Origin of the sequence: Amycolatopsis sp. NPDC051061, from assembly GCF_040682935.1 — a bacterium.
Lineage (GTDB): Bacteria > Actinomycetota > Actinomycetes > Mycobacteriales > Pseudonocardiaceae > Amycolatopsis.
The window spans coordinates 205,391-230,201 of sequence record NZ_JBFBBZ010000003.1 but is presented as its reverse complement, the minus strand read 5'-3'; the positions used below and the strand labels follow the sequence as shown (position 1 = coordinate 230,201).

Genomic DNA, 24,811 nt, shown 5'->3' with positions numbered 1-24,811 from the left:
CTGGCAGAAGCCGGGACAGATCGAGGGAGACAGTCATGACGAAGGAATTCGAAGTCGGGTTCGAGGGCACGCTGGCCGCGACGCCGGAGGAGTGCTGGCGCGCCGTCACGGTCGAAGCCGGGAGCTGGTCCTGGCCCATCCGGTACGAGCCGTGGGTCGGCGGCAAGGAGACCGGCCTGACCTTCCACGGCGGCGAGGTCACCGTGTGGCAGCCCGGTGCGCACTTCGCGACCCGGTGCGAGAAGGACGGCTGGTTCAACGAGCTCGACTACACCTTCGAACGCCGGGGCGCCGTCACGCACCTGACGTTCGTCCACCGCGGCGTCTTCCTCGAGGACTGGGACACCAACTACGACGCCTGCCGCCGGCACACCGCGTTCTACTACCACTCGCTCGGGGAGTACCTCAAGCACTTCGCCGGGCGCACCGCCACCTACGCGATGACCGAAGCCCGCGGGTCCTCCGCGGCGCCGGACGCCTTCACCACGCTGAAGAAGGCGCTCGGCGTGCCGGAAGACGTCCAGGTGGGGACCGAAATCACCGTGCGGGGCATCGACGGCGTCGTCGACTACGCGACTCCGGAGTTCCTCGGCGTCCGGACCGCGGACGCGCTCTACCGGTGCTACGGCCGCAACGCCTTCGGCTGGCCGATCGGCGTCGGGCGGCACCACTTCGGCGACGTCGCCGCGGGAGACGAGGGCTGGCCGGCGTTCCTGGCCGAGGTGTTCGCCTAAGCGGTCAGCTGCCGGGCCCGGTGGTCGGCGACGTGGACGCGGGTCGCGCAGCGCGTCGAGCAGAACCGGCGGCGGCCGTTGCGTGAGGTGTCCACGTACGCCGTTTCGCAGCCTTCGCGGCCGCAGACGCCGAGGCGGTCCGGGGCCTCGCACACGAGGTGGGCGAGGCCGCCCGCGGTGTAGGCGCGGACGCGGCCCACCGGCCCGGCGTCTTCGGCCGAGTAGTGCAGGTGGGGTGGTTTGCCGTCGTGGGTGGCGATGTACGGCCGGCACGCCGCCTCGGAAAGCAGGTCGTTGACCAGCGCCGGGCGGTCGGCGACATCGGCGGCGAACACCGGCCGCAGCCGGTGGGCCCAGGCGGCGATGCGCGTGGCTTCGTCGTCGGTCAGTGCCGCGATGGACATGCCGTTGCCGACCATCCCGTCCAGCAGTTCGCTCGCGGACCCCGCGTTCACCAGGTCGGCGGCCACGAGCGCGGCCGGACCGCCGTAAGGGTTGAAGTGCATAAAGCCATTACAGCACGATGGGGACATGAACGGAAACCGTTGCCCCCGCTGCGGCTGGCCGATCGCCGAACTGCCGGCGACCGCGGTCCGGCCCGCCACTCATCGGCTCGACTACGTGCGCTGCATCTGCGGCAGCTGGCTGGCCCGCCTCGACGGCGAAGTCGTCGGCGCCACCCGGGCCCAGCTCGGTCACTACGAACAATCCTGAACCGAGCCCTGCCTCCCGAAGGCGTCGTACCAGTCGAGCACCTGCTCGGCCAGCTCGTCACGGTCGCCGGTCACCACCGTCGACACCGCTCCGCCGGGCAGCTCGTCGATCCGGATCACCCGCACGGCCGTCGACCCGCCGGGCGCGCGCCAGGCCCGGACGATCAGCAACGCCGCGCGCTCGGTGTCCGTCACGTCGAAGCTCCGCTCTCCCTTTCGCCGACCGTCGCTTCCCGCCGTCACGCGCGCGTCACCGGAATGCGTACCCGCATTGCGCGGACGGTGACGCGGGGGTGACGCCGCGCCCGGACCGTGGGTCGCACTGCGGGCGTTGTGAAGGGAGACACGGCCATGCCCATCAGTCCCACCTATCCCGGCGTCTACATCGACGAACTGCCGAGCGCGGTACGCACCATCGTCGGAGTGCCCACCTCGATCGCCGCGTTCGTCGGCACCGCGCCGCGCGGTTCGGTCACCGACCCGGTGCACATCACCAGCTGGGCCGACTACGAACGCGAGTTCGGCGGCCTCGACCCGGCCAGCGACCTGAGCTACGCCGTCTACCAGTACTTCCAGAACGGCGGGGCGGAGGCGGAGATCGTCCGCATCGTCGCGACCGCACCGCCGCCCGCCGACGGCGGGGGAAACGGCGGCGACGGAAACGGCGCGGCGGCCGCCCCGAAGTACCCGGACCGAGCCGGGATCGCGCTCCCCGCGACCGGCGGGAACGTGACCCTGACCGCCGTCAGCCCCGGCGACTGGGGCAACCACCTGCGTGCCCGCGTCGACTACGAGACCCACGACAAGCCGAAGGATCCGAAGGACCAGAAGACCTTCAACCTCACCCTGCGCGACGCGGCCACCGGAACGACCGAGTCCTACCTCAACATCAGCGCCGATCCGAAGAGCGCCGGCCGGCTCAGCGTCGCGCTGTCCGGTTCCTCGCTGGTGACCGTCCCGGACGGCGCCGACGGCAAGCTGCTGACCAGTAACGCCGACGTCGCGGCCGGCCAGGACCCCTTCCCCGACGGCAAGAGCGGCCAGGACAACTGGTACGTCGAAGGCACGGGCGGCGAAGACGGCGACGTGACTCCCGTCGCCGCCGACTACCTCGGCGACAACTCCCCCGTCCAGGACGGCAAGCAGGGCATCTACCAGCTGCTGAAGACCGACATCTTCAACGTCCTCTGCCTGCCCGGGCCGCCCGGCCAGGTGGGCGACGCGACGCACGAGGCCGGCATCCTCGCCCAGGCCGCGAAACTCTGCGCCGACCGCCGGGCGATGCTGCTGGTCGACCCGCCCGAGGCGTGGACGAGCGTCGCCGAGGCGGCGAAAGCCGGCCGTCCCGGCGGGAGCGGGCTGCCGCTCGCCGGCGACCTCGCCAAGAACGCGGCGGTCTACTTCCCCCGGCTGCGGCTCCCCGACACCGAACAGCAGAACGCCGTCCGCGACTTCCCGCCGTGCGGCGTCGTCGCCGGGGTGTGGGCGCGCACCGACGTCCAGCGCGGGGTCTGGAAGGCGCCCGCCGGCACCGACGCCGGCCTGAACGGCGTTCTCGCGCCGCAGGTCCTGATGACCGACCTCGAGAACGGCATCCTCAACCCGCTGGGCATCAACTGCCTGCGGCGGCGGCCGGTGGTCGGCAACGTCGTCTGGGGCGCGCGCACCCTCAAGGGCGCCGATGTCCAGGCCGACCAGTGGAAGTACGTGCCGGTGCGCCGGCTCGCGCTGTTCATCGAGGAGAGCCTCTTCCGCGGCACCCAGTGGGTCGTGTTCGAACCGAACGACGAGCCGCTGTGGTCGTCGATCCGGCTCAACGTCGGCGCGTTCATGAACACGCTGTTCCGCCAGGGCGCGTTCCAGGGTCGCACCCCGCAGGACGCCTACCAGGTCGTCTGCGACGCCACGAACAACCCGCAGAACGACATCGACCGCGGCATCGTGCACATCAAGGTCGGCTTCGCCCCGCTCAAGCCCGCCGAGTTCGTCGTCATCCACATCCAGCAGCTCGTCGGGCAGATCCAGGTCTGAGGGAGGGACGGTCATGGTCGACAGCAAGACGAAGCGCCGCGATCCGTACAAGAACTTCCGCTTCCGGGTGAAGTTCGGCGGCGGCACGGACTACATCGCCGCGGTGAGCAAGGTGACCGGGTTCAAGCGCAGCACCGAGGTGGTCAAGCACCGCTGCGGCGGCGACCCGGCGACGAGCTTCAAGCTCCCCGGCCGCACCGAGTACGACGCCATCACGCTCGAACGCGGGGTCACCGGCGACAAGGTGTTCGAGCAGTGGGCGAACCGGGTGTGGAGCTACCACAACTCCGGCAGCGGGCTGGAGTCCTCGCTCAAGGACTTCCGCCGGGACATCATCGTGGACGTCTTCAACGAGGCGGGCCAGAAGGTGCTGTCCTACCAGGTGTTCAACTGCTGGGTCTCGGAGTACCAGCCGGTGTCCGACCTGGACGCCAACGCCAACGCCGTCGCCATCCAGCACGTCAAGCTGGAGAACGAGGGCTGGATCCGCGAGGACCTGCCCGACCCGGCCGAGGCGAGTTTCGAAGACCCGGCCTGACCCGTGGGCGCGCTCACCGAGGCCGGCTTGCTGGCGGTGTGGGAGGCGGGCCTCGCCGGCGACGTCGTGCGGCGGGCCCTGGTGCTCGCCGCGGCGGGCGGCGCCGACGCGGCGTCCGCCGCGGACCTCAGCGTGGGGCGGCGCGAGGCGTTCGTGCTCGCGCTGCGGGAGCGGTCCTTCGGGACCACATTCCCGTGCGCGGTCACCTGTCCCTCGTGCGGGGAAGAGCTGGAGCTGGAGCTGACGACCGACGACGTCCGGGCCGCCGGGCCCGGCGCCGGCCGGCAGGTCCGGCTCGACGGGTTCGAGGTCGGGTTCCGGCTGATCACCAGCCGGGACCTGCTGACCGTGCGGGACGGCCGCACGGACGTCACGGCCACCCGGCGGAGCCTGCTGGGCCGGGTGGTGACCACGGCGACGAGAGAGGGGCGGAAGGTGACGGTGGACGAACTCCCCGAGCGCGTGCTGGACGCGCTCGCCGCCGAGCTGTCCGCGCAGGACCCGCAGGCGGACGTGCTGCTCGACCTGGATTGCGCGAACTGCGGCCACGAGTGGGCTTCGCCGTTCGACGTCACCACGCACCTGTGGGCGGAGCTGGACGCCTACGCCCGGCGTCTCCTGCACGACGTCCACGTGCTCGCCGTCGCCTACGGCTGGTCCGAGGACGACGTGCTCGCGGTGAGCCCGGCCCGCCGGCAGTGCTACCTGGAGCTGGTGGCGGAATGACCGACTTCGTGCACCGCCTCCTCGGCCGGACCGGGGCCGCCGCGCCGCCGATCCGGCCGGTCGTCGCGTCCCTGTTCGAACCCCGCCGGGCTCGCGCGGCTGTCGACGCCGCCCTGCCGATGGGCGAGGTCACCGACAGTCCACAAGAGACGTTCGAACTTCCGGCCGCGGCGCCCGTCGTCACACAACCGCCGTCGGCTCCGCGGCTTGCCTCGGAAGTCCCGTGGCGCGAACCGGAACCGCCCGCACCGCGGGAGGACGAGGCGCCGATCGCCCAGGAGCGGCCCGCACCGCGGGAAGACGGGACACTCACCGTCGACGCCCCGGCGGCCGCGCACCCGGTCACCGTCGAAGTGGTCCTTCCCGAGCCCGCCCGGCTTCCGGCCGCACCGGCGCGGACCACCCCGGAACGCCCGGCGAAGACCCGGCAAGGTGGCCGGGCGGCTGCGCCGTCTCTCGAGGACGAGTCCGCGCCCCCATCATTCCCCGCCGAAGCCGAACCTGTCCGCGCGCACCCCGTCCGGCCGGCGCCCGCCGCCGCGCGCGAACCGGTGGACGTGCCGAAGCCGTCGCGGCCGGTGTCCCGCCGGGCCCCGGCGGCCGAACCGACCGTACACATCAGCATCGGCCGGGTGGAGGTCAAGGCCGCACCGCAGCCCGCACCGCGGCCGGCCCGGGCGGAGTCCCCGCGCCGCCCCGCCGTGAGCCTCGACGACTACCTGCGGAACCGGGCCGGAGGTGACCGGAGATGAGCGACGAAGACGCGGTCGTCGCCGTCACCCGGACGCTGAGCGGGCTCATCCTCGACGCGCTGCACGACGTCAGCGGCGCGGGGGTCGACACCAAGCCGCTCAACGAGCTGGCCGACGGCACCCGCGACAAGCTGGTCAACCTCTACCTGTTCCAGGCCGACGTGGACGGCTCGCTGCGCAACACCGACCGGATCGACCTCGCGGCCGGCGAGACCGGGGAGCAGCCGTTCCCGCTGGTCCTGCACTACCTGATCACGCCGTTCGTCCGGCACGACCCCGACCTCGAGGCCCACCGCCTGCTGGCCAGGGCGATCCGGGTGCTGCACGACAACCCCGTCCTGCAGCGCGGGGAACTGGCGGCGTTCGCCCCGGAGAGCGACGTCGCGAAGCAGCTCGACCGGATCCGGATCAGCTGGCAGCCGTTCGGCGAGAAGGACATCTACTCGCTGTGGTCGGCGTTCCAGACCCCGTACCGCATGTCCGTGGCCTACGAGGTGCGGGCCGTGCTCATCGACAGCCATCGCGCCGTGCGGACCCCGGTCCCGGTGCTCAAGCGCGGCCGCGCCGGCGAAGGTCCGACCGCGCAGGGCAGCCTCCCGCTGGAGCTGCCTGTGGTGGCCGCCGCGGTGCCTGCCGAGGGCCAGCAGGCGGCCCGGCTCGGCGAGCGGGTCACGCTGCGCGGGCGGGGGCTGTCGGCGGTGTCCGCCGAGGCACGGCTGACCCATCCGCTGAAGCCGGAACCCGTGCGCGTGCCGATCGCCCCGGGCGACCTCGCCGGCACCGAAGCGTCGTTCACGCTCGATCCGGCGACCCTGGGTGAGTTCCCGGCGGGGCTGTGGTCGGCCGGGCTCGCGCTGACCACCGAGGTGCCCGACGGCGCCGGCGTCCGGCGCGTCGTCAGCGTCACCAACGAGGTGCCGCTGGCCGTCGCGCCGACGATCACGCAGCTGCCGGCGCAGGTCGCGCAGACCGGTGGCGCCGCGGTCATCGACCTCACCTACACCCCGCCCGCGCTGGCCGGGCAGCCGGTGCTGCTGATCTTCGACGGGCGCGCGATCGGACCCGACCCGGCGACGGCGCGCCCCGCGGGCCACCCGCGGTTCGTCGTGCCGGCGGCGGAGAAGGGTCCGCACCTGATCCGCCTGCGCGTCGCCGGCGTGGACAGCGTCCTGATCGACCGCTCGGGCGGCACGCCGGCGTTCGTCCCGGACCAGTCGGTGACGGTGATGTGATGACTACCGACCCGCAAGCGCTCGAGGAAGCCAACGGCCGGTTCCTCGCCGCGTCGCTGGACTGGCTGCGGCTGCTGCTGCGCCACCACGTCGGCGGCGCCGCGGTGCCGCTGCCCGATCCGATCCCGCCCGAGCGAACGGGCTTTTCCCGGCTGTTCGCCCGCCCGACGGTCCCCCTCCCGTCCATTGTGGACGAGCTGGTCACCGACGAGCAGGTCGCCGCCGCGGAACGGGCCGTGCGCGACGCCGAGGCGTCAGCCACGCCGCCGCTGGCCGACCTCGCGGCCCGTCTCGGCCTGTCCCGCTTCGAGCGGGACACCCTGCTGCTGTGCGCCGCGACGGAGCTCGACCCGGCGATGACGCGGCTCTGCGCGCAGGCGCAGGGCAACGAGCGGATGACGTATCCGACGTTCGGGCTGGCGCTGGCCGTGCTGCCCGACCCGGCGTGGGAGGTGGTGTCGCCCCAGGGTGGGCTGCGGTACTGGCGCCTCGTCGAGATCACCCGGCACAACGGGCAGGGCCTGATCGCCGCCGCCCTGCGCGCGGACGAGCGGATCGTCAACCACCTCAAGGGCATGAACTACGTCGACGACCGGCTCTCGCCGCTGATCGAACGGCTCGAGCCGGTGCCGGAAGCGGACCTGCCGCCGTCCCAGCGGGCCGTGGCCGAGGAGATCACCGGCACCTGGCGGCGGACGGACGCGGCCGCGCCGATCGTCCAGCTGGTCGGCCCCGACGAGCCGGGCAAGCGCCTGGTGGCCGCGCGCGCCGCGACGGCCGCCGGGCTGGTCGGGTGCCGCCTCGCGGCGTCGTCGCTGCCCCGGGAGCCGGCCGAGGCCGACAACCTGGCGCGCTTGTGGGAGCGCGAATCGACGCTCCTGCCGCTCGCGCTCTACCTCGACGTCGAAGACGCCGACGCGGGCGAGCTGAAGCCAGGCCGGTTCCTCGCCCGGCTCGGTGGGAAGACGGTGTTCGCCTGCCGGGAGAGCTGGCCGGAGCTCGGCCGCCCGTCGCTGGTGCTCGACGTCGCCCCGCCCACCCCGGCCGAGCGGGCCGAAGCCTGGCGCGCGGTGTACGGCCCCGACGCCGGCACCGGTTCGCTCGCCGCGCAGTTCGGCCTGGAGCTGCCGGCCATCCGCGAGGTCGCGGCCGTCGCCGGCGGAGACCCGGCCGCGGCCTGGCGCGCCTGCCGCGTGCGCACCCGGCCCCGGCTCGACGCGCTCGCGCAGCGGCTGGAAACGAAGGTGACCTGGGCCGACATCGTGCTGACCGACGAAGGCCAGCGGACGCTGACCCAGATCGCCGACCAGGTGGCGCACCGGACGACGGTGTACGAAACGTGGGGGTTCGGCGACCGCGTCACGCGCGGGCTCGGGTTGAGCGCGCTGTTCGCCGGGCCCAGCGGCGCCGGCAAGACGATGGCGGCCGAGGTGCTGGCCAACCACCTGCGGCTCGACCTGTACCGGATCGACCTGTCGGCGGTAGTGAGCAAGTACATCGGCGAGACGGAGAAGAACCTGCGCCGCCTCTTCGACGCGGCCGAGGGCGGCGGTTCGATCCTGTTCTTCGACGAAGCCGACTCGTTGTTCGGCAAGCGCAGCGAAGTGAAGGACTCCCACGACCGCTACGCCAACATCGAAGTCAATTATCTGCTGCAGCGCATGGAGGCCTACCGCGGGCTGGCGGTGCTGGCGACGAACCTGAGGTCGGCCCTGGACACCGCGTTCCTGCGGCGGCTGCGGTTCATCGTCGAGTTCGAGTTCCCGGCGGCGGCCCAGCGCCGGGCGATCTGGGAGAAGGCGTTCCCCCCGGCCGCCCCGCACGCCGACCTGGACTTCGACCGCCTGAGCCGCCTCCAGGCCAGCGGCGGAATGATCCGCAACATCGCGTTGAACGCGGCATTCCTGGCGGCGGGAGCGGAGACGCCGATCACCATGCGGCACGTGCTGGCGGCGGCCCGGACGGAGTTCCGCAAGCTGGAGCTCCCGATGCCGGAGCGCGACTTCGCGTGGGAAGGAGCACCGGCGTGAGGATCGAACTGCACATCGAACGAGTGGTCTTGGACGGCGTCGCGGAGCCCCACCAGGCGGCGGCCATCCGAGAGGCTCTGCACACCGAATTGACGCGGCTGGTGGCCGCCGCGCCGCGAGCCGGATGGCGGGCACGCCGGGCACCACACATCGAGGCGACAGACGTGCCCGCTGGCCCCACTTCGGCGCTGGGCCGAGACATCGCGGGTTCGGTGTTCGGGAGCTTCGCGCCGCGGGCTCCTCATGGAGGGCCCCGATGACCGAGCGCGCCGCCGTCAACGCCGTCCCGGTCGTGGCCGAAACCCGGCGCCCGCCGGCCACGGCCGGCCATGACCAGACCGACGAGTCCTATCTCGTGCCCGGGCATCGCCTCGGACCCGACTTCGCGCGGCTGCCCGTGCGCGGGCGAGCCCGGCTCCTGCGGCACGACCACGGGCAGGAGGCCGCGGCGGACGCCGCCGGCGACATGGCCCTGGCCGGCGGCCCGGTCACTTCTCCCGGCATCCCGGACGGGCCGGCGACCACCGCCCTGCCCGACTCGTTCGGCACCCGGCTGCACGACCTCCTCGGAAAGGGGATGGCGCTCCCGCCCGCGGCCGCCGAATCGGTCGGCGCGAACGGGTTCGCCGATGTCTCCCGGGTCTGCATCCACACCGGCGCCGGGGCACAGCAGCTGACCGGGGCGCTCGGCGCGGAGGCATTCACCGCGGGCAACGACATCTTCTTCGGCCCAGGCCGCTTCGGCACCACGACCGCCGCCGGGCGGCACCTGCTCGCGCACGAGCTCACACACACGGTCCAGGCACGCCGGGACACTGCGTTGGTCGTGCGCGCGCAGCGGCAAACTCCGCTCGCGGCCCGCGTCACCAGGCTGGAAGTGCGGGCCACCGCACGCGACGGAGTCCGGGGTGAGCCGCTCGGCCGCAACGTGGCCGGCAGCGTGCGGCTGTACACGGCGGACGGCAAGCTGCTGACCGAGCTTCCGCTGACCTTCCTGGGGCTGCCGGCCGGCCATTACACCGAGCCGGTGGGCGGCATCGCGAACAGCGAGGGCTATGTGATCGCCTGGAGTTCGAAGTCGGCGGAGTTCGGCGCCCGGGTGCAGGCTGCCGTGATCGACGTCGTGATCGCCGAGCCGGCGACGGCGGGCGGCTCCCCACGGCACCCGAGCGGCCCGGGCAACGGCGGGCACGGCCCCAAAAAACCGGAAACTCCCGGGACCGGACAAGGTCCCAGCGCGGGCGACCCCGCGAAGAACGCCACCAACGCCCCCGAAGACCTTCCGCCCGAAATCCGGGAGATCCTGGGACGCGGCGTCGCCGCCAAGAACGCCGACCCGGAGCAGCTCGCCCGCATCGTCGGAAAGCTCAAGCGGCTCACGCCCGCCGAACTGCAGATGTACCGGGAGCTGGCGACCCGCCTCACCGGCGACATCACGGAGTTCGAACGGTCACTCGACCGGTTCCTCGTGGTCAAGGGCGAGATCCAGCGGGAAATGGAACGCCGCCGGCAGGAGAAGAAGGCCGCCGCACCCACCCTGTCCGACCAGCTCGACCAGACCTGGCATGGCGTGGACCTCGGCGACCTGTCCGCGAAGAGCCAGGACGAACGGGAGGCCATCGCGCGGGAGGTGGCGGACCGGCAGACCGCAGTCCACCTGCGGCACATGGCCACGCATCCGGGCGAGCTCGCGACCGGGATGGTCGAAGGCGTGGTGCGACCGGACAAGGTGGCGGCCGGCATCGTCGACGACGTCAAGGAAGCGGCGGACGGCAGCCGCAACCCGTATGCGCGCTCCGCGGCGATCGCCGGGGCGGTCGGCAAATACGAAGGTTACGTCGCGGGTGTGGCGGGCGTCCTGTTCGTCGCCCTGCTGTTCGTGCCGGGAGTGAACGTCGCCGAGCTGGCCCTCGTCGGCATGCTCGCCGGCGAGCTGGCGCTGGCCGCCTCGGCCACCGAAGCGGAGCTGCGGATCCAGTCCGCCGCCCGGGAAACCGATCCCACCCGGTACCAGTCGGACGTGGCCAAGTCGTCGGCAGCGACGGTGAACGTGATCGTCCAGGCCGCGCTGCTCGCGCTGCACCTGGCCGCCAAACTGGTGGCCCGGATTCCGCTCGGCCAGCGGTACCAGACCGTCGGTCACGCGCTGGGCACGGCGCGAACGCAGCTGCTCAAGGTCACCGGAGCCGGCGCGGCCCTGGAGAACGTCCGAGCCTCACTGCTGAGCCGGTTGCGCGCGGCCAAGCCCGGCCTCCTCGAAGGCCTCCAAGCTCAGAACGCGCCGCTTCAGGCCGCATCGAAACGGATGCAGGGCATGACCGGGCGGCAGGTGGTCGAGGCGGTCGCGGCCGGCGACTCCGCCCTCGCCGAATGCACCGGCCTCACCCCGGAGGCCGCGAAGAAGGTGCTCGCGATGGACGCGGCCACCGGCACCGGCAGCCCCGCTTCCGACCAGGTCAAGGCGGGCACCCTGGAAGCGCTCCGCGACGCCCCGGCCGAGGCGAAGGGACAGGTCGACCGGTTTCACCAGCACGTCGACGAAACGGTCAAAGCCGTCGAACAGGCGCGGACCCCGGAAGAGCTCAAAGCCGCCGTCGACGCGGGCGAAACCGATCTCGGCGCCAAGACCGCCGGTCAGGAGCAGCAGGCCGCAGCGCAGTCCGTCGTGGCGAAGCGGCTCACCGAGGCGGCGGCCGCGAAGGAGGCGGCCCGACCGGCGGACACCACGCCATCCGCTCCGGCGGAGAAAAGCGCTCCGGCGCCAGCGGAGAAGGCGCCGGCCGCAACCCCGGGGAAGAGCAAGGTGCCGCCGGTCAAGCCGGAAGCCCAGCAGAAGCTGGCGAGCGCACGGAGCCGGGTCTCCGAGCTCCAAGACAGCCTGCGGGAAGCGAACGACAAGCTACGGGCGCTGGAACCGGAACGGCGCCGCGCGCGGATCCGGGCCGAGGCAGCGGAAAAAAACCGCGCCCGGGACCCAGCGAAAGCGGACGCGGAGGCTGCCGAGCTGGAGCGGGTCGAGGACAAGGCGAACGACCTCGACGCGGAACGCCGTACGGTGCAGGAGAAACTCGGCGCGGCGGAACAGGCACACGCCCGCGCCCAGCTCGAGGCCGACCCACTGGGCAGCCGCTTGGCCCTGCCGTGCTTCTCCGGCGACACCGAGGTCTGGACTCCGGCCGGAACCCGGCGGATCGACAGCCTTCGGGCCGGGACGCCGATCCTGTCGTTCGACCTGTACTCCCGTGAGGTCGTCGTCCACCGGGTGCTCCAAGTGCTCCGGAACCGGACTACCCGCTTCCACGAGATCACCGCGGCCGGTGTCGCCGTGCGGGCCACGGGACGTCACCGGTTCTGGGTCGAGGAGGCGCGCCGGTGGGTGACGGCCGCCGAACTCCGGCCCGGCATGAAACTGCGGCGGGTGGACGGCGCGCTCGTGGCGATCGACTCCGTACGGCGGCTTCCGGAAACCGAGGCGGTCACCTGGAACCTGACGGTGGAGAGCACGCCGCACTACTTCGTCGGACCGGGTGTGCTGGTGCACAACGAAGGTCCGTTCAACGTCGGCCTCGGCGGCGACCAATTTCTCTACATCGGCACGAATCCGGACCGCCCGGGCGAGGTGTACGTCGGCCGGACCGACGACATCCTGCGCCGCCGAGGGCAACACCGGTCCGACGCGGCCCAGGCGCTGCGGACCGGGCTCGACAAGCAAGGCCGGCCACTCACGAAGAAGCTTCGCGATTTCTTCGAGTTCATGGCCAAGGTCAACCTCGAGCCGCAGCTGTCCGGGCTGACCAAGGACACCGCCATCTGGTCCGAACAGCACAACATCGACCTCGAGCAGGCCAAGGGAAACCAGATCGTGAACCGCAGAGAGGAAATGGTGACCCGGACCGAGGAGATCCGGCGACGCATTGTGGACGACCCGAAGGTGCAAGCCGAGGGCTACTGCCCGTAAGGAGGTGATGTCCGGTGTCCTGGTGGGATATCGGTGGAGACGACGTGCTGGGCGACGACCCGCTCGACACGCTGGGCCGGGCCTTCTCGGCCCTCGCGCGCCAACGGACCGCGGCCGCCCGGCCGAAGCCGCGGCTCGCCGAGGTGCTCGCGGCGCTGGCCGTGGCGCTGGGCAGCGGTGAGGATCCCCAGCCCCTGGTCGCCCACGCCGAAGCGCGGCCGGACGTCGTGGCCGGCCGGAACGATTCCCCGGTCGCGGCGGACGTCACCGCGATCCTCAGTGAGGCGATCTCGGACATCGAGCACGAGTACGAGGAGGCGTGGTCCCGATCGGTGAGGCTCACCGAGGTAGTCGCCGCGGTGGAAACGGTGCTCGGCGCGGATCCGGGAGAGTACCTGTCGGACGGGGACGGCTTGGCGCTCCTCAGGATCGAGGTGGCCGGATGAGCACCTTCCCCGAAGCCCTGCACCCGGTCCGCGGCGGGTTCGTGCTCGTCGACCCCGACCGTGGGACCGCGCTGCGGACCATCCCCTTCCAGTACAACCCCGACACCCTCACCCGCACCCTCCAGCCCCAAGGCATCGGAAAAGAACCCGGTGACCGGCTGGAAGCCCTGCGGCTCAAAGGCCCCGCGCAGGAGCAGTTCAAGTTCGACGCCGAGTTCGATGCCGCCGCCGCGCCGGACAAGTATCCCGATGGGCTGCATCCCGTGCTCTCCGCGCTGGAGCTCAGCATCTACCCCACCGTGCGGCAGCTGCAGCACGAAGACACGCTCGCGCGCAACGGGCAGATCGAAGTCGCCCCCTTGGAGTCGCCGCTGCTGGTGCTCGTGCTGGGGCCGAAACGGGTTGTTCCCGTGCGGATCACCGAGTTCAGCGTCACCGAGGAGCTCTTCGACGGCGCGCTCAACCCGGTGCGGGCGAAGGTCGGGATCGGGGTTCGGGTGCTCACCGTCGACGACCTCGGGCACCAGCACCACGGTGGCGTCCTCTACCTCACCTACCAGGGACGCAAAGAGGGCTTCGCGCAGTCCGTCCGCAACCCGATCTCCGATGTCGGCACCCCGAAGGTCTGAGAGGAAGCCATGTTCGCCATCACCAGCCGCCACCAGGGCCTGCCGACCGCGACGCACCGGCTGCCGGACGGGCGCGCGGTGACCTACGTCCGGCGGCGGTTCGTGCCCCGGCCCGAGGACCTGACGCTGCTCCGCGAGCACGTCGTCGTCGCGGGCGAGCGGATCGACGCCGTCGCCTTCGGGGAGCTGGGTGACGCCGAGCTGGCCTGGCAGGTCGCCGACGCCAACCGGGCCTTCGATCCCGGTGAGCTCGCCGTCGCCGGGCGGAAGCTGCGGATCACCCTGCCCGCCGCCGCCGGGCCGGCCGCGACCCTGCTGCCCGGAGCCGTCCATGGGTAAGAGCGTGCAGTTGCTGCTGCGCATCGGCAACGTCGTGACCCTCCCCGCGCCGCAGGCGCTGATGGACGCGCTCCAGTCGGTGCAGGTCACCTCGAGCGCCGGGGCGCGCAGCGGGTTCCAGCTCACCTTCGCGGTGAGCAAGAAGTCCGTGATCACCACGGCGTTGCTGCCGGCCGGGCTGCTCGACCCGCCCGCCAGGGTGGTCATCGCCGCGGTCGTCGGCGGCAGCACCGAAGTCCTGATGGACGGCGTCATCACCCGGCACGAGCTCAACCCCGGCGCCGGCACGCTGACCGTGACCGGCGAAGACCTGAGCCTGCTGATGGACCTGCGCACCGAGCACGCGTGGTACCCGGCCCTGCCGCACCACGCCCGCGCAACGCTCGTGCTGCTGAAGTACGCCATGTACGGCGTGATCCCGCTGGCGATCCCGCCGGTCATCCCCACCATCCCGAACCCGATCGACCGGATCCCGATCCAGTCCAGCACCGACCTGGAGTACCTGACCAGCCTCGGCGAGGAGGTCGGGTACACCTTCTACCTCGTGCCGGGACCGGTGCCCGGCGCCAGCGTCGCCTACTGGGGCCCGGAGATCCGGATCGGCGTGCCGCAGCCCGCGCTGACCACCAACTCGGGCGCGGCGGACAACGTCGACTCGCTGTCGTTCAGCTTCGACGGCTTGTCACGCAAGCAGTACACCGTGCGGATCACCGAGCCGAACACCAAGATCGGCGTCTCGGTCCCGCTTCCCAGCCTCAGCCTGCTGAAACCACCGCTGGCGGCCCGCCCGGCGACCACGCTCAAGGAAGAGCCGATCGTCAAGCTCACCGACCGGTCGATCACCGAGGCGATGCTGCGCGCGATCAGCGTGACGTCCAAGGCCGCCGACGCGGTGACCGGACAGGGCAAGCTCGACGTCCTGCGGTACGGGCAGGTGCTCAAGTCCCGCGGCATCGTCGGCGTGCGCGGCGCGGGCCTGAACTACGACGGCCTCTACTACGTCAAGAGCGTCACCCACGAGATCAAGCGCGGCGAGTACACGCAGAGTTTCAGCCTGGCCCGGGACGGCTTCGTCCCCTTCTCCGATCGGGTGAGCCCATGACGGCACCGAATGGCAATGAGCAGCCCGACTTCCGGGACCTCTACCGGGGCGTCGTGGTGACCAACTTCGACCCGATGCAGCAGAACCGGATCCTGGTCCGGGTCGACGACGTGCTCGGCAACGACCCGTGCATCTGGGCCGTGCCGCAGTACTCCACCGCGGGCATGCACGTGGTGCCGGCTGTGCAGACCGGCGTCTGGGTCAAGTTCGAGGACGGCGACATCAACCGCGCGGTGTGGACCGGGTTCTGGCGCGGCGGCACGATCGAGCAGCCGCCGGTGTCGGCGACGATTCCACCGGGAGTCCCGCAGGTGGTGCTGTCCACCCCGGCGCAGAACTTCATCTTGCTCACCGACGGCACCGAGCCGACCGGCGGCATCCGGCTGCAGGTCCGCGGCCCCAACGGGCCCATCGGGCCCTACATCAAGATGAGCGAAGCCGGCATCGAGCTGTCCTGTGGCCCGGGCCTGGCGACCGTCCGGCTCTTCGGCACCTCGGTGATCATCAACGAGGGCTCCTTGGTCGTTCCGAAGTGAGGGGGAACCTATGCCCGGCCTGTTCGTCCACAGTGGAATGACCATGACCTGCCCGCACGGCGGCACGGCGACCGTCGTGCCGGCCGACCCGCTGGGCCCGAAGGTCAACGGGATGCCGGTCGCGACCGCGGCGGACCAGATCGTCGTCGTCGGCTGCCCGGCGCAGCCCACGCCGTGCGTGAAGGTGCAGTGGGCCACCGTGTCCACCGTCCTGGTCAACGGCTCGCCGGTGCTGACGCAGTCGACCCCGCCGGCCGGGCCGACGCCCGGCGGCGGGGTGTGCGCCGGCTCCGCGGCCCCCGGCCCGCCGCTGATCAGCGCCATGCAACTGCTCGTGACGGGACGGTGAGATGGACATCGACTTCCCGTTCCACGCCGGCGCTCACGGGCGGACGGCCGGCACGGACTACGCCGGCCACGTCCTGGACCTGGTCGAGCAGCTGCTGTTCACGACCCCCGGCGAACGCGTCAACCGTCCCGACTTCGGCTGCGGGCTGCTCGACCTGGTCTTCGAGCCCAACAGCGTCGAGCTCGCCGCGGCGCTGCGCGTGTCGGCGGAAGGCGCGCTGCAGCGGTGGCTCGGCGACCTGATCGTGGTCGACTCGCTCGAGGTGACCGCCGAAGAGAGCACGCTCCGGATCGAGCTGAGGTACCTGATCATCGCGACCGGCGAGGTCCGCACCGACGTCATCGAGGGGAGCGTGACGCGATGACCTGCACGGACGACCGGCGGCGGGCCGAAGCCCGCAAGCGGGGGTTCAACGGCGTCGACAGCGTCGACGTGTCCGGCTCGGGGCTCGAGCTGACCGTCATCTTCTTCGGGAAGGCCCCGGAAGGGTTGCGTCCGGCCAACTTCCGCGTCGACGGCGGGCGCCGGGTCACCGGCATCGTGGTCGAACGCGTCCACGTCCGCGCCGACGAGGACCGGGAGCTCGAAGACCGGGTACGGCTGAGCGTCGACCGGCAGGGTGACCTCTCGGAGTACCGGCTCAGCGTGGTCGAGACCGGTCCGCACGGCGGCCCCGGCACCGAGCCCCACCCCGGCTTCGACCCGCGGTACGCCTCGGCCGGCTTCACCTTCCGGCCCGAGTGCGCCGACCTGGACTGCGCCGTCGTCGACGAGTGTCCGGACGCGACGCCCACGGCGCCGGAGATCGACTACCTCAGCAAGGACTACGCGAGCTTCCGGCAGCTGCTGCTGGACCGGCTCAGCCTCACCCTGCCCGCGTGGACCGAACGGCACGTGCCCGACCTCGGCGTCACCCTGGTGGAACTGCTCGCCGCCGAGGGCGACCGGCTGAGCTACCGCCAGGACGCCGTCGCCACCGAGGCCTACCTCGGCACGGCCCGGCGGCGGGTGTCCGTGCGGCGGCACGCCCGGCTGGTCGACTACGCGATGCACGACGGCTGCGCGGCCCGCGCGTGGGTGTGCCTCGACACCGGCGAGGACGCCGACCTGGCCGCCGGCGACTTCCGGTTCGCCACCCTGCCCACCACGGTCCTGCCCGACCTCGGCGCGGCGGTGCGGCCGGCCGATCTCGACCGGCGGGGCGTGCCGCCGTACGAGGTGTTCGAGCCGGTGCACGAGGAAGCCGTCCGGCTCCGGAAGCACCACGGCGAGATCCACCTGTGGACGTGGGGGGACGCCGAATGCTGCCTGCCGCCCGGGACGACGTCGGCCACGTTCGCCGACAGCGACCCGGCCGCCCCGTGCGAAGAGGGCGCCCGGCCGGAGCGGGTGCTGAGCCTGTGCCCCGGCGACGTCCTGGTGTTCGAGGAGGTCCTCGGCGCGAAAACCGGTGCCGCGGCCGACGCCGACCGTTCGCACCGCCAGGCCGTCCGGCTCGTTTCGGTGACCGAGGGCTTCGACGAGCTTTACGGCCAACCGGTGCTGGAGGTCGCCTGGGGCCGGGAAGACGCGCTCGCCTTCCCGTTCTGTGTGCGCGCCAAGGGCGGTCCGCAGTGCACCGACCTGGAAGTCGGCGTCGCCCGCGGCAACGCGGTGCTGGTCGAACACGGCCGGAGCCTGGACTGGTGCGACCGGCCGCCCGAGCTGATCGAGGTGCCCGTCGAACCGGCGAACGAGCCCGGCTGCCCGGAACCGGCCGGCTTCGGCTGCCCGGACGCCTCGACCACCGGCAGCCGGCCGCCGTACCCGCCGGTGCCGGTCCGGTTCTCCCCCGCGTTGCGGTTCGGCCCGGTCACGCAGACCGCGCCGGTCCCGTCGACCGAGACGATCGCCGCGGCGCAGGCGAAACGGCTGCGCGGCCTGCCGGAACGCGCCCGCCGCCGGCTCACCGCGATCTGGCGGCGGCTGCACCACCACGACCACCTGTCCCCCGGCGACCGGGCCTACCTGGACACGCTGTTCGGTCCGGCGACGGTGCGCCGGCTCGACGCCGACCACCATCCCCGGCGCGCGCTGCGCACGGTCCTCGCCCGGTTCGACGAGCTGCTGGAAGTCAAGCTGCACCGGTGGGCCGAGCTGGTCCGCCGCGCCCGCGCCGGGTACGTGCTGCGCTTCGACGCCGAAGGCTGGGAGATCGGCCAGAGCTGGGGCGAACCCGAACGCGACCGGCTTCGCGAGACCAGCCCGGTCTTCCGGGGCCCGGCGTCGGCCGCCACCCGCCCGGACCCGCGGGCCGCGCTGCCCGCCGTCCGCGCGACCGACCAGTACGGCCTGCCGTGGCGGCCGCGCCGCGACCTCCTCGCGAGCGGCCCCGCCGACCGGGACTTCGTCGGCGAGGTGGACGACGACGGCGTGCTGTCGCTGCGCTTCGGCGACGGCCGCACCGGCGCCGCGTTCCCCTTGGCCGACGAGCCCGGCAAGAACCTGACCGTGCGGTACCGCGTCGGCAACGGGGTGACCGGCAACGTCGGCGCCGAGGCGATCAGCCGGATCGTGTGCTGCTCGACCCACGTGACCGGCATCCGGCTGGTCCGCAACCCGCTGCCCGCCGCCGGCGGCGTCGACCCCGAGGCGGTCGGCGACGTCCGCCGGCTGGCGCCCCAGGACGTCACGCACCGGTTGCTGCGTGCGATCACCGCCGACGACTACGCGGCGCTCGCCGGTGGCCTGCCTGAGGTGCAGCGCGCCGCGGCGGACCTGAGGTGGACCGGGAGCTGGTACGAGGCGCAGGTCGCCGTCGACGCGCTCGGCGCCGAGGTCGCCCCGGACCGGCTCCTCGACGAGGTGCGCGAGTCGCTGTTCCGGTACCGCCGGATCGGCCACGACCTCGCCGGGTTCAGCGCCACGCTGGTGCCGCTGCAGGTCGAGCTGCGCGTGCGGGTCGACCCCGACCACGTCGCCGGGCACGTGCGGGCCGCGCTGCGGAAGGTGTTCGCGGCGCTGTTCGCGCCGGACGCGCTGACCTTCGGAACGCCGATCCGGGCGAGCCGGCTGGTCGCCGCCGCGGTCGCGACCGACGGCGTCCGCCACGCCGAGGTGACCACGCTGGCCCGCCTGTCCGGCCCGCCGGGCGACGCGCTGACCACCGGCGTCCTGCCGATCGGCCCGCTGGAAGTCGCGCAGCTGGACAACGACCCGTCCCGGCCGGAGAACGGCCTGCTCACCCTGACCCTGGAAGGTGGCCGATGAACTGTCGATGCGGCTGCTGCGCCGGCGTGGAAGCGATCACGCCGACGCCGATCTTCAACCGGCCCGGCCTGACCGCGCTGGCCTACCGGGCCGGCACGCACGCGACGTTCCGCGAGTCGATGCTCGCCCGGCTTTCGAGCCGCCGCGAGCTCGACCCGCTCACCACGCGCGAGCCGGACGACCCGGCGATCGCGCTGCTCGACTGCTGGGCCGTCGTCGGTGACGTATTGACCTTCTACCAGGAGCGGATCGCGAACGAGGGCTACCTGCGCACGGCCGTCGAGGCCGAGTCGATCGCCCGGCTCGGGGAGCTCGTCAGGTACCGCCCGCGGCCGCCGCTGGGGTCGAGCACCTACCTGGCGTACTCGCTGGACCCGGGCGCGAAGAGCGTCATCCCGGCCGGGTCGGGCGTCAAGAACGTGCCCGCGGGCGGCCTGCCGCAGACGTTCGAGACCAGCGAAGAACTGGTGGCGCGCGAAGAGTGGAACACCCTCGCAGTCCGGCAGGCCGACCCGCCGGACATCACTCTGGACACCGTCGACGACGTGCTGGCGGACTTCGCGGTAGACGGCACGGCGGCGAACCTCAAGAAGGGCGACCGGCTGCTGTTCGCCTTCGCCGGGGACGCCGCCGATCCGCAGGTGCACGCCCGGACCGTCGCGGAGTCCACTGTGGACTTCCTGACCGGGCGGACCGAGGTGACGCTGGTGTCCTCGGCGACGCCGGAGGAGGCGTTCACCGCGGCGGTCGGCGACCTGAAGACGAAGGTGGAGACGGCCACCGGCGAAGCACCGAAAGGCCGGGCGAAGGACCTCTCGACCCAGTTCCTCGACCCGGTGAAAGCGCTGCTGACCGACACCCTGACGCCGGGCGAGGCACTGGGCGATCCCGGCTCGACCGGCACCGTGGCCTGGTACCTCGCGCGGCTGCCGGAAGCGGCGGCGCTGGCCGCGCGGGACGCCGATTGCGCCCTGCGCGACTGGCTGCGCGACGACCTCGGCGACGTCGAGAACGCCGGCCGGGACCTGATCGCCGTGGCCGTCCGGCTCACCGGGCGCAGCACCCCCGAGATGGAGCAGCTGCGCCGGCTCGCCCAGTTCCTGGCGTGCGGCGACGAGTCCGGCTGCGGACACCCGGCGTGCCGGGATCCGTACCAGGCCACCGGCTTGGTCGGGCTCACCCCGGTCGTGCCCGCGTTGCGCCGCGACCCGTCCCGGCCGCCGGCCAACGCTCGTCAGCTCGCCACCCCGGTGGCGGACCTGTTCCGCGCCGACTCCGACGTGCACCCGCGGCTGCTCGCCGCGGCCGACCGGCGGCTGGCCGCCCTGCCCGGCGCGTGGCGGCGGCAGGAGATCACGCCCCCGCCGCCGCTGGCGGGAGTCGAGGTGCTGCGGGTACAGGCCACCATCACCGCCGCCGATCACGTCGGCGGCGTCCCCCCGATCGGCGGCGGGGACCAGCTGGCCGACTCGGTCAACCGGCTGCTGCTCGACGCGGTCCACGACACGATCCTGCCCGGCAAGCCCGTGCTGATCGGGGCCGACGACGGTTCCGGCACCGTGGTGCGGGTGCCCGAGCGGGTCGTCCCGGCGCAGCTGCCCATCACCGCCAAGGACACCGGGGGAAACGACGTCACCGTCGGCACGGTGACCGTGACCAGCCTCGAGTTCGACGTCGCGCTGGATGCGGACCAGGTCCCGAAGGGAACGCCGCTGTGGGGGCAGGGCGAGCCGCTCACGCCGGTCGGTGCCCCGATCCTCGAGGACGTCGGACAGGACGCGATCGACCTGGCCCGCTTCTACGACGGGCTCAAGCCGGGCCGCTGGGTGATCGTGGCCGGCGAGCGCACCGACGTGCCTTACACCAGCGGCGTACCGGCCGCCGAGCTGGCGATGGTCGCCGGGGTGAGCCAGCGGCTCGACCGGATCGTCGGCGGCCGGCCGGTCCTGCAGAGCGGCCAGGGGCCGCAGACGCGGCTGCTGCTGGCGAACGAACTCGCCTACACCTACCGCCGCTCGACGGTGCAGCTCTACGGCAACGTCGTCGCGGCGACCCAGGGCGAGACGCGCCAGGACGTCCTCGGCCACGGCGACGCCGGGCAGGCCGGCCAGGTCATGCCGCTGCACCTGGTGGCCAAGCAGACCCCGCTGACCTGGACCGCGGCCGACAATCCGCTCGGGGCGGAGACCACCCTGACCACCCGCGTCGACGGCGTCGCCTGGCACGAAACCGACGCCTTGGCGCTGTCGGGGCCGAACGACCACAGCTACGTCCTGCGCACCGAACCCGGCGGTGGCGAGTCGGTGGTGTTCGGCGACGGCGTGCGCGGCGCCCGGCTGCCGACGGGCAGCGAGAACGTCACCGCGACCTACCGCACCGGCGCCGGCCGCTCCGGCAACGTCCCCACGGGCACGATCACCCAGCTCAGCGCCCGGGCGCTCGGGGTGGGCGGGGTGACGAACCCGCTGCCGGCCACCGGCGGCGCCGACGGCGACGGTCCCGGGGACGCGCGGGCCGGCACACCGCTGCGGATGCAGGCGCTCGACCGGCTGGTGTCCGTGCGGGACTACGAGGACTTCACGCGTGCCCGGGCGGGTATCGGGAAGGCGAGTGCGGTCAAGCTGTTCGACGGCGTCCGCGAGGTCGTGCACGTCACGATCGCCGGCGTCGCCGACGCGCCGATCGACTCGTTGTCCGGCCTCGTCGCCGCGCTCGAGCAGTCCCTGGTGGACTTCGGCGACCTCGGCGTGCCGGTGCGGGTGGCCGAGCGGGAACTACGCCTGATCGTGCTCGACGCCGGGGTCAAGGTGCTGCCGGATCACTCGTGGGACCTCGTGCAGCCCGCCGTGCGCGCCGCGCTGGCCGCCGAGTTCGGCTTCGGATCACGCACGCTGGGCCGGCCCGCCTACCTCAGCGAGGCGATCGCGGCGATCCAGGGCGTCGACGGCGTGGACTACGTCGACGTCGACGTGTTCGGCAGCGTCGACGGGAACGTCACGCCCATCCGGCTGGCCGGGCTCGCGGACGACCTGCACACGGCCGAGCCGTGCGTTCCGGCCGTCGGGGCGCATTTCGAGGAGCGCACCTACGACGTCGAGTACGGCGACACGCTGACGTCGGTGACGCAGCGCTTCGGCCTGCACCTCGACGACCTGGTGACGCTCAACCCGAAGCTGAACGGGACGGATCTGGCGCCGCCACAGGTGCTCACGGTGTTCCGCGGCGTCCGCCCGGCCCAGCTCGCCGCGCTCCCGGACGACGTGCCGGAAGCGCTGACCCTGCGGAGGATCCCATGACCGCCGACCGTCTCTACGAGCTCCTGCCCGCCGTGCACCGGCGTCGCGACGCCGAAGCGGGCCGGCCGCTGCAGGCGCTGCTCGCCGTCGTCCAAGAACAGGCCGACATCGTCGAGGCCGACATCGAGCAGCTCTACGCCGACTGGTTCGCCGAGACCTGCCGGGACTGGGTCGTGCCGTACCTGGGCGACCTCGTCGGTTACCGGGTGCTCCCCGGATCCGCCGAGGCGCTGGCGGTCGGAACCGAAGCGGGCCGGCGGCTGCTCGACGCCGTCGCCGGCCGCCGCGACGTCGCGCACACCGTCGGCCACCGGCGCCGGAAGGGCACCCTCGCACTGCTGGAAGAGCTGGCGAAGGACGTCGCGGGGTGGCCGGCGCGCGCGGTCGAGTTCCGCACGCTGCTCGGCGTCACGCAGTCGGTGCGGCTGCACGGGCGCGATCCCCGCGCGGACCGGCGGCGGCTGACCCGCGGGCGCACGGCGGACCTGCGTCACGCCGACGCGCTCGATCGCCTCGACGGCCCGTTCGACGCGGTGGCGCACACGGTCGACGTCCGCCGGATGAGTTCGGTGCGCACCCCGGGTCGCGCCAACATCCCCGCGGCGGGGCTGTTCCTGTGGCGGCTCAAGCCGTACCCGGTGACCCGGGCGCCGGCCCACTGCGACGACCGCGCGCGCACGCACTTCACGTTCAGCGTGCTCGGCAACACCGCGCCGCTGATCGCGAAGCCGGTCGACGAGCCGGCGCCGGCGCACCTCGCCGACGAGACGAACGTGCCGGCGTTCATCCGGCGGCTCGCGTTCGCCGAGCGGACCGCGCAGTACTACGGGCCGGGCAAGAGCCTGTGCGTCCACGTCGGCGGCGAACCGGTGCCGCTGCGGCGGATCGTGCCCGCCGACCTGACGCACTGGCGCTACCACCCGAAGAACGACCAGGTGGCGGTCGACCCGGTGCTCGGCCGGATCGCCTTCCCCGTGCGGCACGCGCCCGCCGAGGGGGTCTGGGTCGACTACCACTACGGCTTCTCCGACGACATCGGCGGCGGCGAGTACCTCCGCCCGCTGGGCCGCGAGCGTCCCCCGGCGTTCTACACGGTCGGCACGGCGAAGGGGAACGACTTCCCCGAGATCGGCGGGGCTCTGCGGCGGTGGCGGACGGAGAAGGAGAAGGACCCGGAGAAGCGCGAAGCCGTCATCGAAATCACCGACGCGGGCGACTACCACGAGAAGCTCGTCATCGAGCTGGACCACGGTGACCGGCTCACCGTGCGGGCAGCGCAGGGCAAGCGGCCGGTGGTGCGGGTGCTGGACCGCTACAGCAACCGCGCCGACTCCCTGGAGGTCACCGGGCCGCGGCGCGCGAAAGAATGCGAAGCAAAGCCACGGCTCGTGCTCGACGGACTGCTCGTCGCCGGGCGCGGGATCCGGGTGTCCGGCGAAGTAGGCCAGGTCGTCGTGCGGCACTGCACGCTGGTGCCGGGCTGGTCGCTGGACGAGCACTGCCGTCCCGAGCACGAGGAAGAGGCGAGCGTCGAGCTCGCGAACACCCCGGCGTGTCTCGAGGTCGAGCGCAGCATCCTCGGCTCGATCGTGGTCGACGTCGACGAGGTGCGCGGGGAGCCGAACCCGATCTGGCTCTCCGACAGCGTTCTCGATGCCGCGGGCCGGGGACTGGCCGCGCTTTCGGCCCCGGACGGGCGGCCGGCGCACGCGACGTTCAACGCCCGGCGCACGACCGTGTTCGGCGAAGTGCTGACCCACGCGGCCGGCTTGGTCGAAAACTCCATTGTGGACGGTTGCCTGCGGGTGGAACGGCGTCAGCACGGCTGTGTCCGGTTTTGCTGGCTCGGGCCGGGCTCGCGGACACCGCGGCGGTTCCACTGCCTGCCCGCCGACCCGCCGCCCGGTACGGCGCGGCGGGTCGTGCCGCGGTTCACCAGCACCCGTTACGGCACGCCGGGGTACGCCCAGCTCGCGCCGTCGTGCCCGGCGGAGATCCGCCGGGGCGCCGACGACGGCTCGGAGCTCGGCGCGTTCCACGACCTGTTCCAGCCGCAGCGCGAGGACAACCTGCGGCTGCGCCTCGACGAGTACGTTCCCGCCGGTTGCGACGCCGGCCTCGTGATCGTGACCTGAGAAGACCGGAGGGAAT

Annotated in this window: 21 protein-coding genes; 19 read left to right on the top strand and 2 right to left on the bottom strand. The window is 72.7% G+C overall.

Annotated elements, in window-relative coordinates; translation table 11 throughout:
* The first annotated feature begins 35 nt into the window (after positions 1-35).
* Positions 36-734 carry an SRPBCC domain-containing protein gene (locus AB0N03_RS05775; RefSeq protein ID WP_364365969.1) on the top strand — a complete coding sequence of 233 codons (699 nt, stop codon included), beginning with the start codon at positions 36-38 and terminating at the stop codon, positions 732-734.
* On the opposite strand, the gene AB0N03_RS05770 is transcribed toward AB0N03_RS05775, so the two are convergent.
* Positions 731-1,240, bottom strand: a complete 510-nt coding sequence (locus AB0N03_RS05770; RefSeq protein ID WP_364365966.1) for a CGNR zinc finger domain-containing protein — start codon at positions 1,238-1,240, stop codon at positions 731-733. The genes AB0N03_RS05775 and AB0N03_RS05770 overlap by 4 nt on opposite strands.
* 25 nt (positions 1,241-1,265) lie before the next feature.
* On the opposite strand from AB0N03_RS05770, the gene AB0N03_RS05765 reads away from it, so the two are divergent.
* Entirely contained in the window at positions 1,266-1,448 is a 183-nt protein-coding gene (locus tag AB0N03_RS05765; protein ID WP_364365964.1) for a hypothetical protein, read from the top strand.
* Here AB0N03_RS05765 and AB0N03_RS05760 read toward each other — a convergent pair.
* The gene (locus AB0N03_RS05760; RefSeq protein WP_364365961.1) at positions 1,433-1,642 is read right to left on the bottom strand and encodes a hypothetical protein; all 210 of its coding nucleotides are present in this window, start codon (positions 1,640-1,642) and stop codon (positions 1,433-1,435) included. The genes AB0N03_RS05765 and AB0N03_RS05760 overlap by 16 nt on opposite strands.
* Positions 1,643-1,798: 156 nt before the next feature.
* Between AB0N03_RS05760 and AB0N03_RS05755 the strand changes: the two genes are divergently transcribed.
* The 17 genes from AB0N03_RS05755 to AB0N03_RS05675 all read left to right on the top strand — a co-directional run bounded on the left by AB0N03_RS05755 (position 1,799) and on the right by AB0N03_RS05675 (position 24,795).
* On the top strand, positions 1,799-3,478 hold the full coding sequence (locus tag AB0N03_RS05755; protein WP_364365958.1) for a phage tail sheath C-terminal domain-containing protein: 1,680 nt from the start codon (positions 1,799-1,801) through the stop codon (positions 3,476-3,478).
* Between the two features lie 13 nt (positions 3,479-3,491).
* Positions 3,492-4,016 carry a phage tail protein gene (locus AB0N03_RS05750; protein WP_364365956.1) on the top strand — a complete coding sequence of 175 codons (525 nt, stop codon included), beginning with the start codon at positions 3,492-3,494 and terminating at the stop codon, positions 4,014-4,016.
* Positions 4,017-4,019: 3 nt separating this feature from the next.
* Positions 4,020-4,742 carry a hypothetical protein gene (locus tag AB0N03_RS05745; RefSeq protein WP_364365953.1) on the top strand — a complete coding sequence of 241 codons (723 nt, stop codon included), beginning with the start codon at positions 4,020-4,022 and terminating at the stop codon, positions 4,740-4,742.
* Complete coding sequence (locus AB0N03_RS05740; protein WP_364365950.1) at positions 4,739-5,494, top strand: hypothetical protein; 756 nt, start codon at positions 4,739-4,741, stop codon at positions 5,492-5,494. The genes AB0N03_RS05745 and AB0N03_RS05740 overlap by 4 nt, the downstream gene beginning before the upstream one ends.
* Positions 5,491-6,726: a DUF4255 domain-containing protein gene (locus AB0N03_RS05735; RefSeq protein WP_364365947.1), complete on the top strand. Its 1,236-nt coding sequence runs from the start codon at positions 5,491-5,493 to the stop codon at positions 6,724-6,726. Before AB0N03_RS05740 ends, AB0N03_RS05735 begins: the two co-directional genes overlap by 4 nt.
* The gene (locus AB0N03_RS05730) at positions 6,726-8,756 is read left to right on the top strand and encodes an ATP-binding protein (protein WP_364365944.1); all 2,031 of its coding nucleotides are present in this window, start codon (positions 6,726-6,728) and stop codon (positions 8,754-8,756) included. Before AB0N03_RS05735 ends, AB0N03_RS05730 begins: the two co-directional genes overlap by 1 nt.
* Before the next feature lie 256 nt (positions 8,757-9,012).
* Positions 9,013-12,714 (top strand): DUF4157 domain-containing protein, encoded by a 3,702-nt coding sequence (locus AB0N03_RS05725; RefSeq protein ID WP_364365942.1) that lies wholly within the window; start codon positions 9,013-9,015, stop codon positions 12,712-12,714.
* A 14-nt stretch (positions 12,715-12,728) separates the two neighbouring features.
* Positions 12,729-13,160, top strand: a complete 432-nt coding sequence (locus tag AB0N03_RS05720; protein ID WP_364365939.1) for a hypothetical protein — start codon at positions 12,729-12,731, stop codon at positions 13,158-13,160.
* Positions 13,157-13,789: a hypothetical protein gene (locus tag AB0N03_RS05715; protein WP_364365937.1), complete on the top strand. Its 633-nt coding sequence runs from the start codon at positions 13,157-13,159 to the stop codon at positions 13,787-13,789. The genes AB0N03_RS05720 and AB0N03_RS05715 overlap by 4 nt, the downstream gene beginning before the upstream one ends.
* 9 nt (positions 13,790-13,798) lie before the next feature.
* Entirely contained in the window at positions 13,799-14,128 is a 330-nt protein-coding gene (locus AB0N03_RS05710; RefSeq protein WP_364365934.1) for a LysM domain-containing protein, read from the top strand.
* Positions 14,121-15,230 (top strand): hypothetical protein, encoded by a 1,110-nt coding sequence (locus AB0N03_RS05705; protein WP_364365932.1) that lies wholly within the window; start codon positions 14,121-14,123, stop codon positions 15,228-15,230. The genes AB0N03_RS05710 and AB0N03_RS05705 overlap by 8 nt, the downstream gene beginning before the upstream one ends.
* Positions 15,227-15,766, top strand: a complete 540-nt coding sequence (locus tag AB0N03_RS05700) for a phage baseplate assembly protein V (protein WP_364365929.1) — start codon at positions 15,227-15,229, stop codon at positions 15,764-15,766. The genes AB0N03_RS05705 and AB0N03_RS05700 overlap by 4 nt, the downstream gene beginning before the upstream one ends.
* Before the next feature lie 10 nt (positions 15,767-15,776).
* On the top strand, positions 15,777-16,115 hold the full coding sequence (locus tag AB0N03_RS05695) for a hypothetical protein (RefSeq protein ID WP_364365926.1): 339 nt from the start codon (positions 15,777-15,779) through the stop codon (positions 16,113-16,115).
* Between the two features lies 1 nt (position 16,116).
* Positions 16,117-16,479, top strand: a complete 363-nt coding sequence (locus AB0N03_RS05690; protein ID WP_364365923.1) for a GPW/gp25 family protein — start codon at positions 16,117-16,119, stop codon at positions 16,477-16,479.
* Positions 16,476-19,364, top strand: coding sequence for a putative baseplate assembly protein (locus tag AB0N03_RS05685; RefSeq protein ID WP_364365920.1), 2,889 nt, complete (start codon positions 16,476-16,478; stop codon positions 19,362-19,364). The genes AB0N03_RS05690 and AB0N03_RS05685 overlap by 4 nt, the downstream gene beginning before the upstream one ends.
* Positions 19,361-22,660, top strand: a complete 3,300-nt coding sequence (locus AB0N03_RS05680; protein ID WP_364365917.1) for a putative baseplate assembly protein — start codon at positions 19,361-19,363, stop codon at positions 22,658-22,660. The genes AB0N03_RS05685 and AB0N03_RS05680 overlap by 4 nt, the downstream gene beginning before the upstream one ends.
* Positions 22,657-24,795 (top strand): hypothetical protein, encoded by a 2,139-nt coding sequence (locus AB0N03_RS05675; protein ID WP_364365915.1) that lies wholly within the window; start codon positions 22,657-22,659, stop codon positions 24,793-24,795. Before AB0N03_RS05680 ends, AB0N03_RS05675 begins: the two co-directional genes overlap by 4 nt.
* Positions 24,796-24,811: the final 16 nt, after the last annotated feature.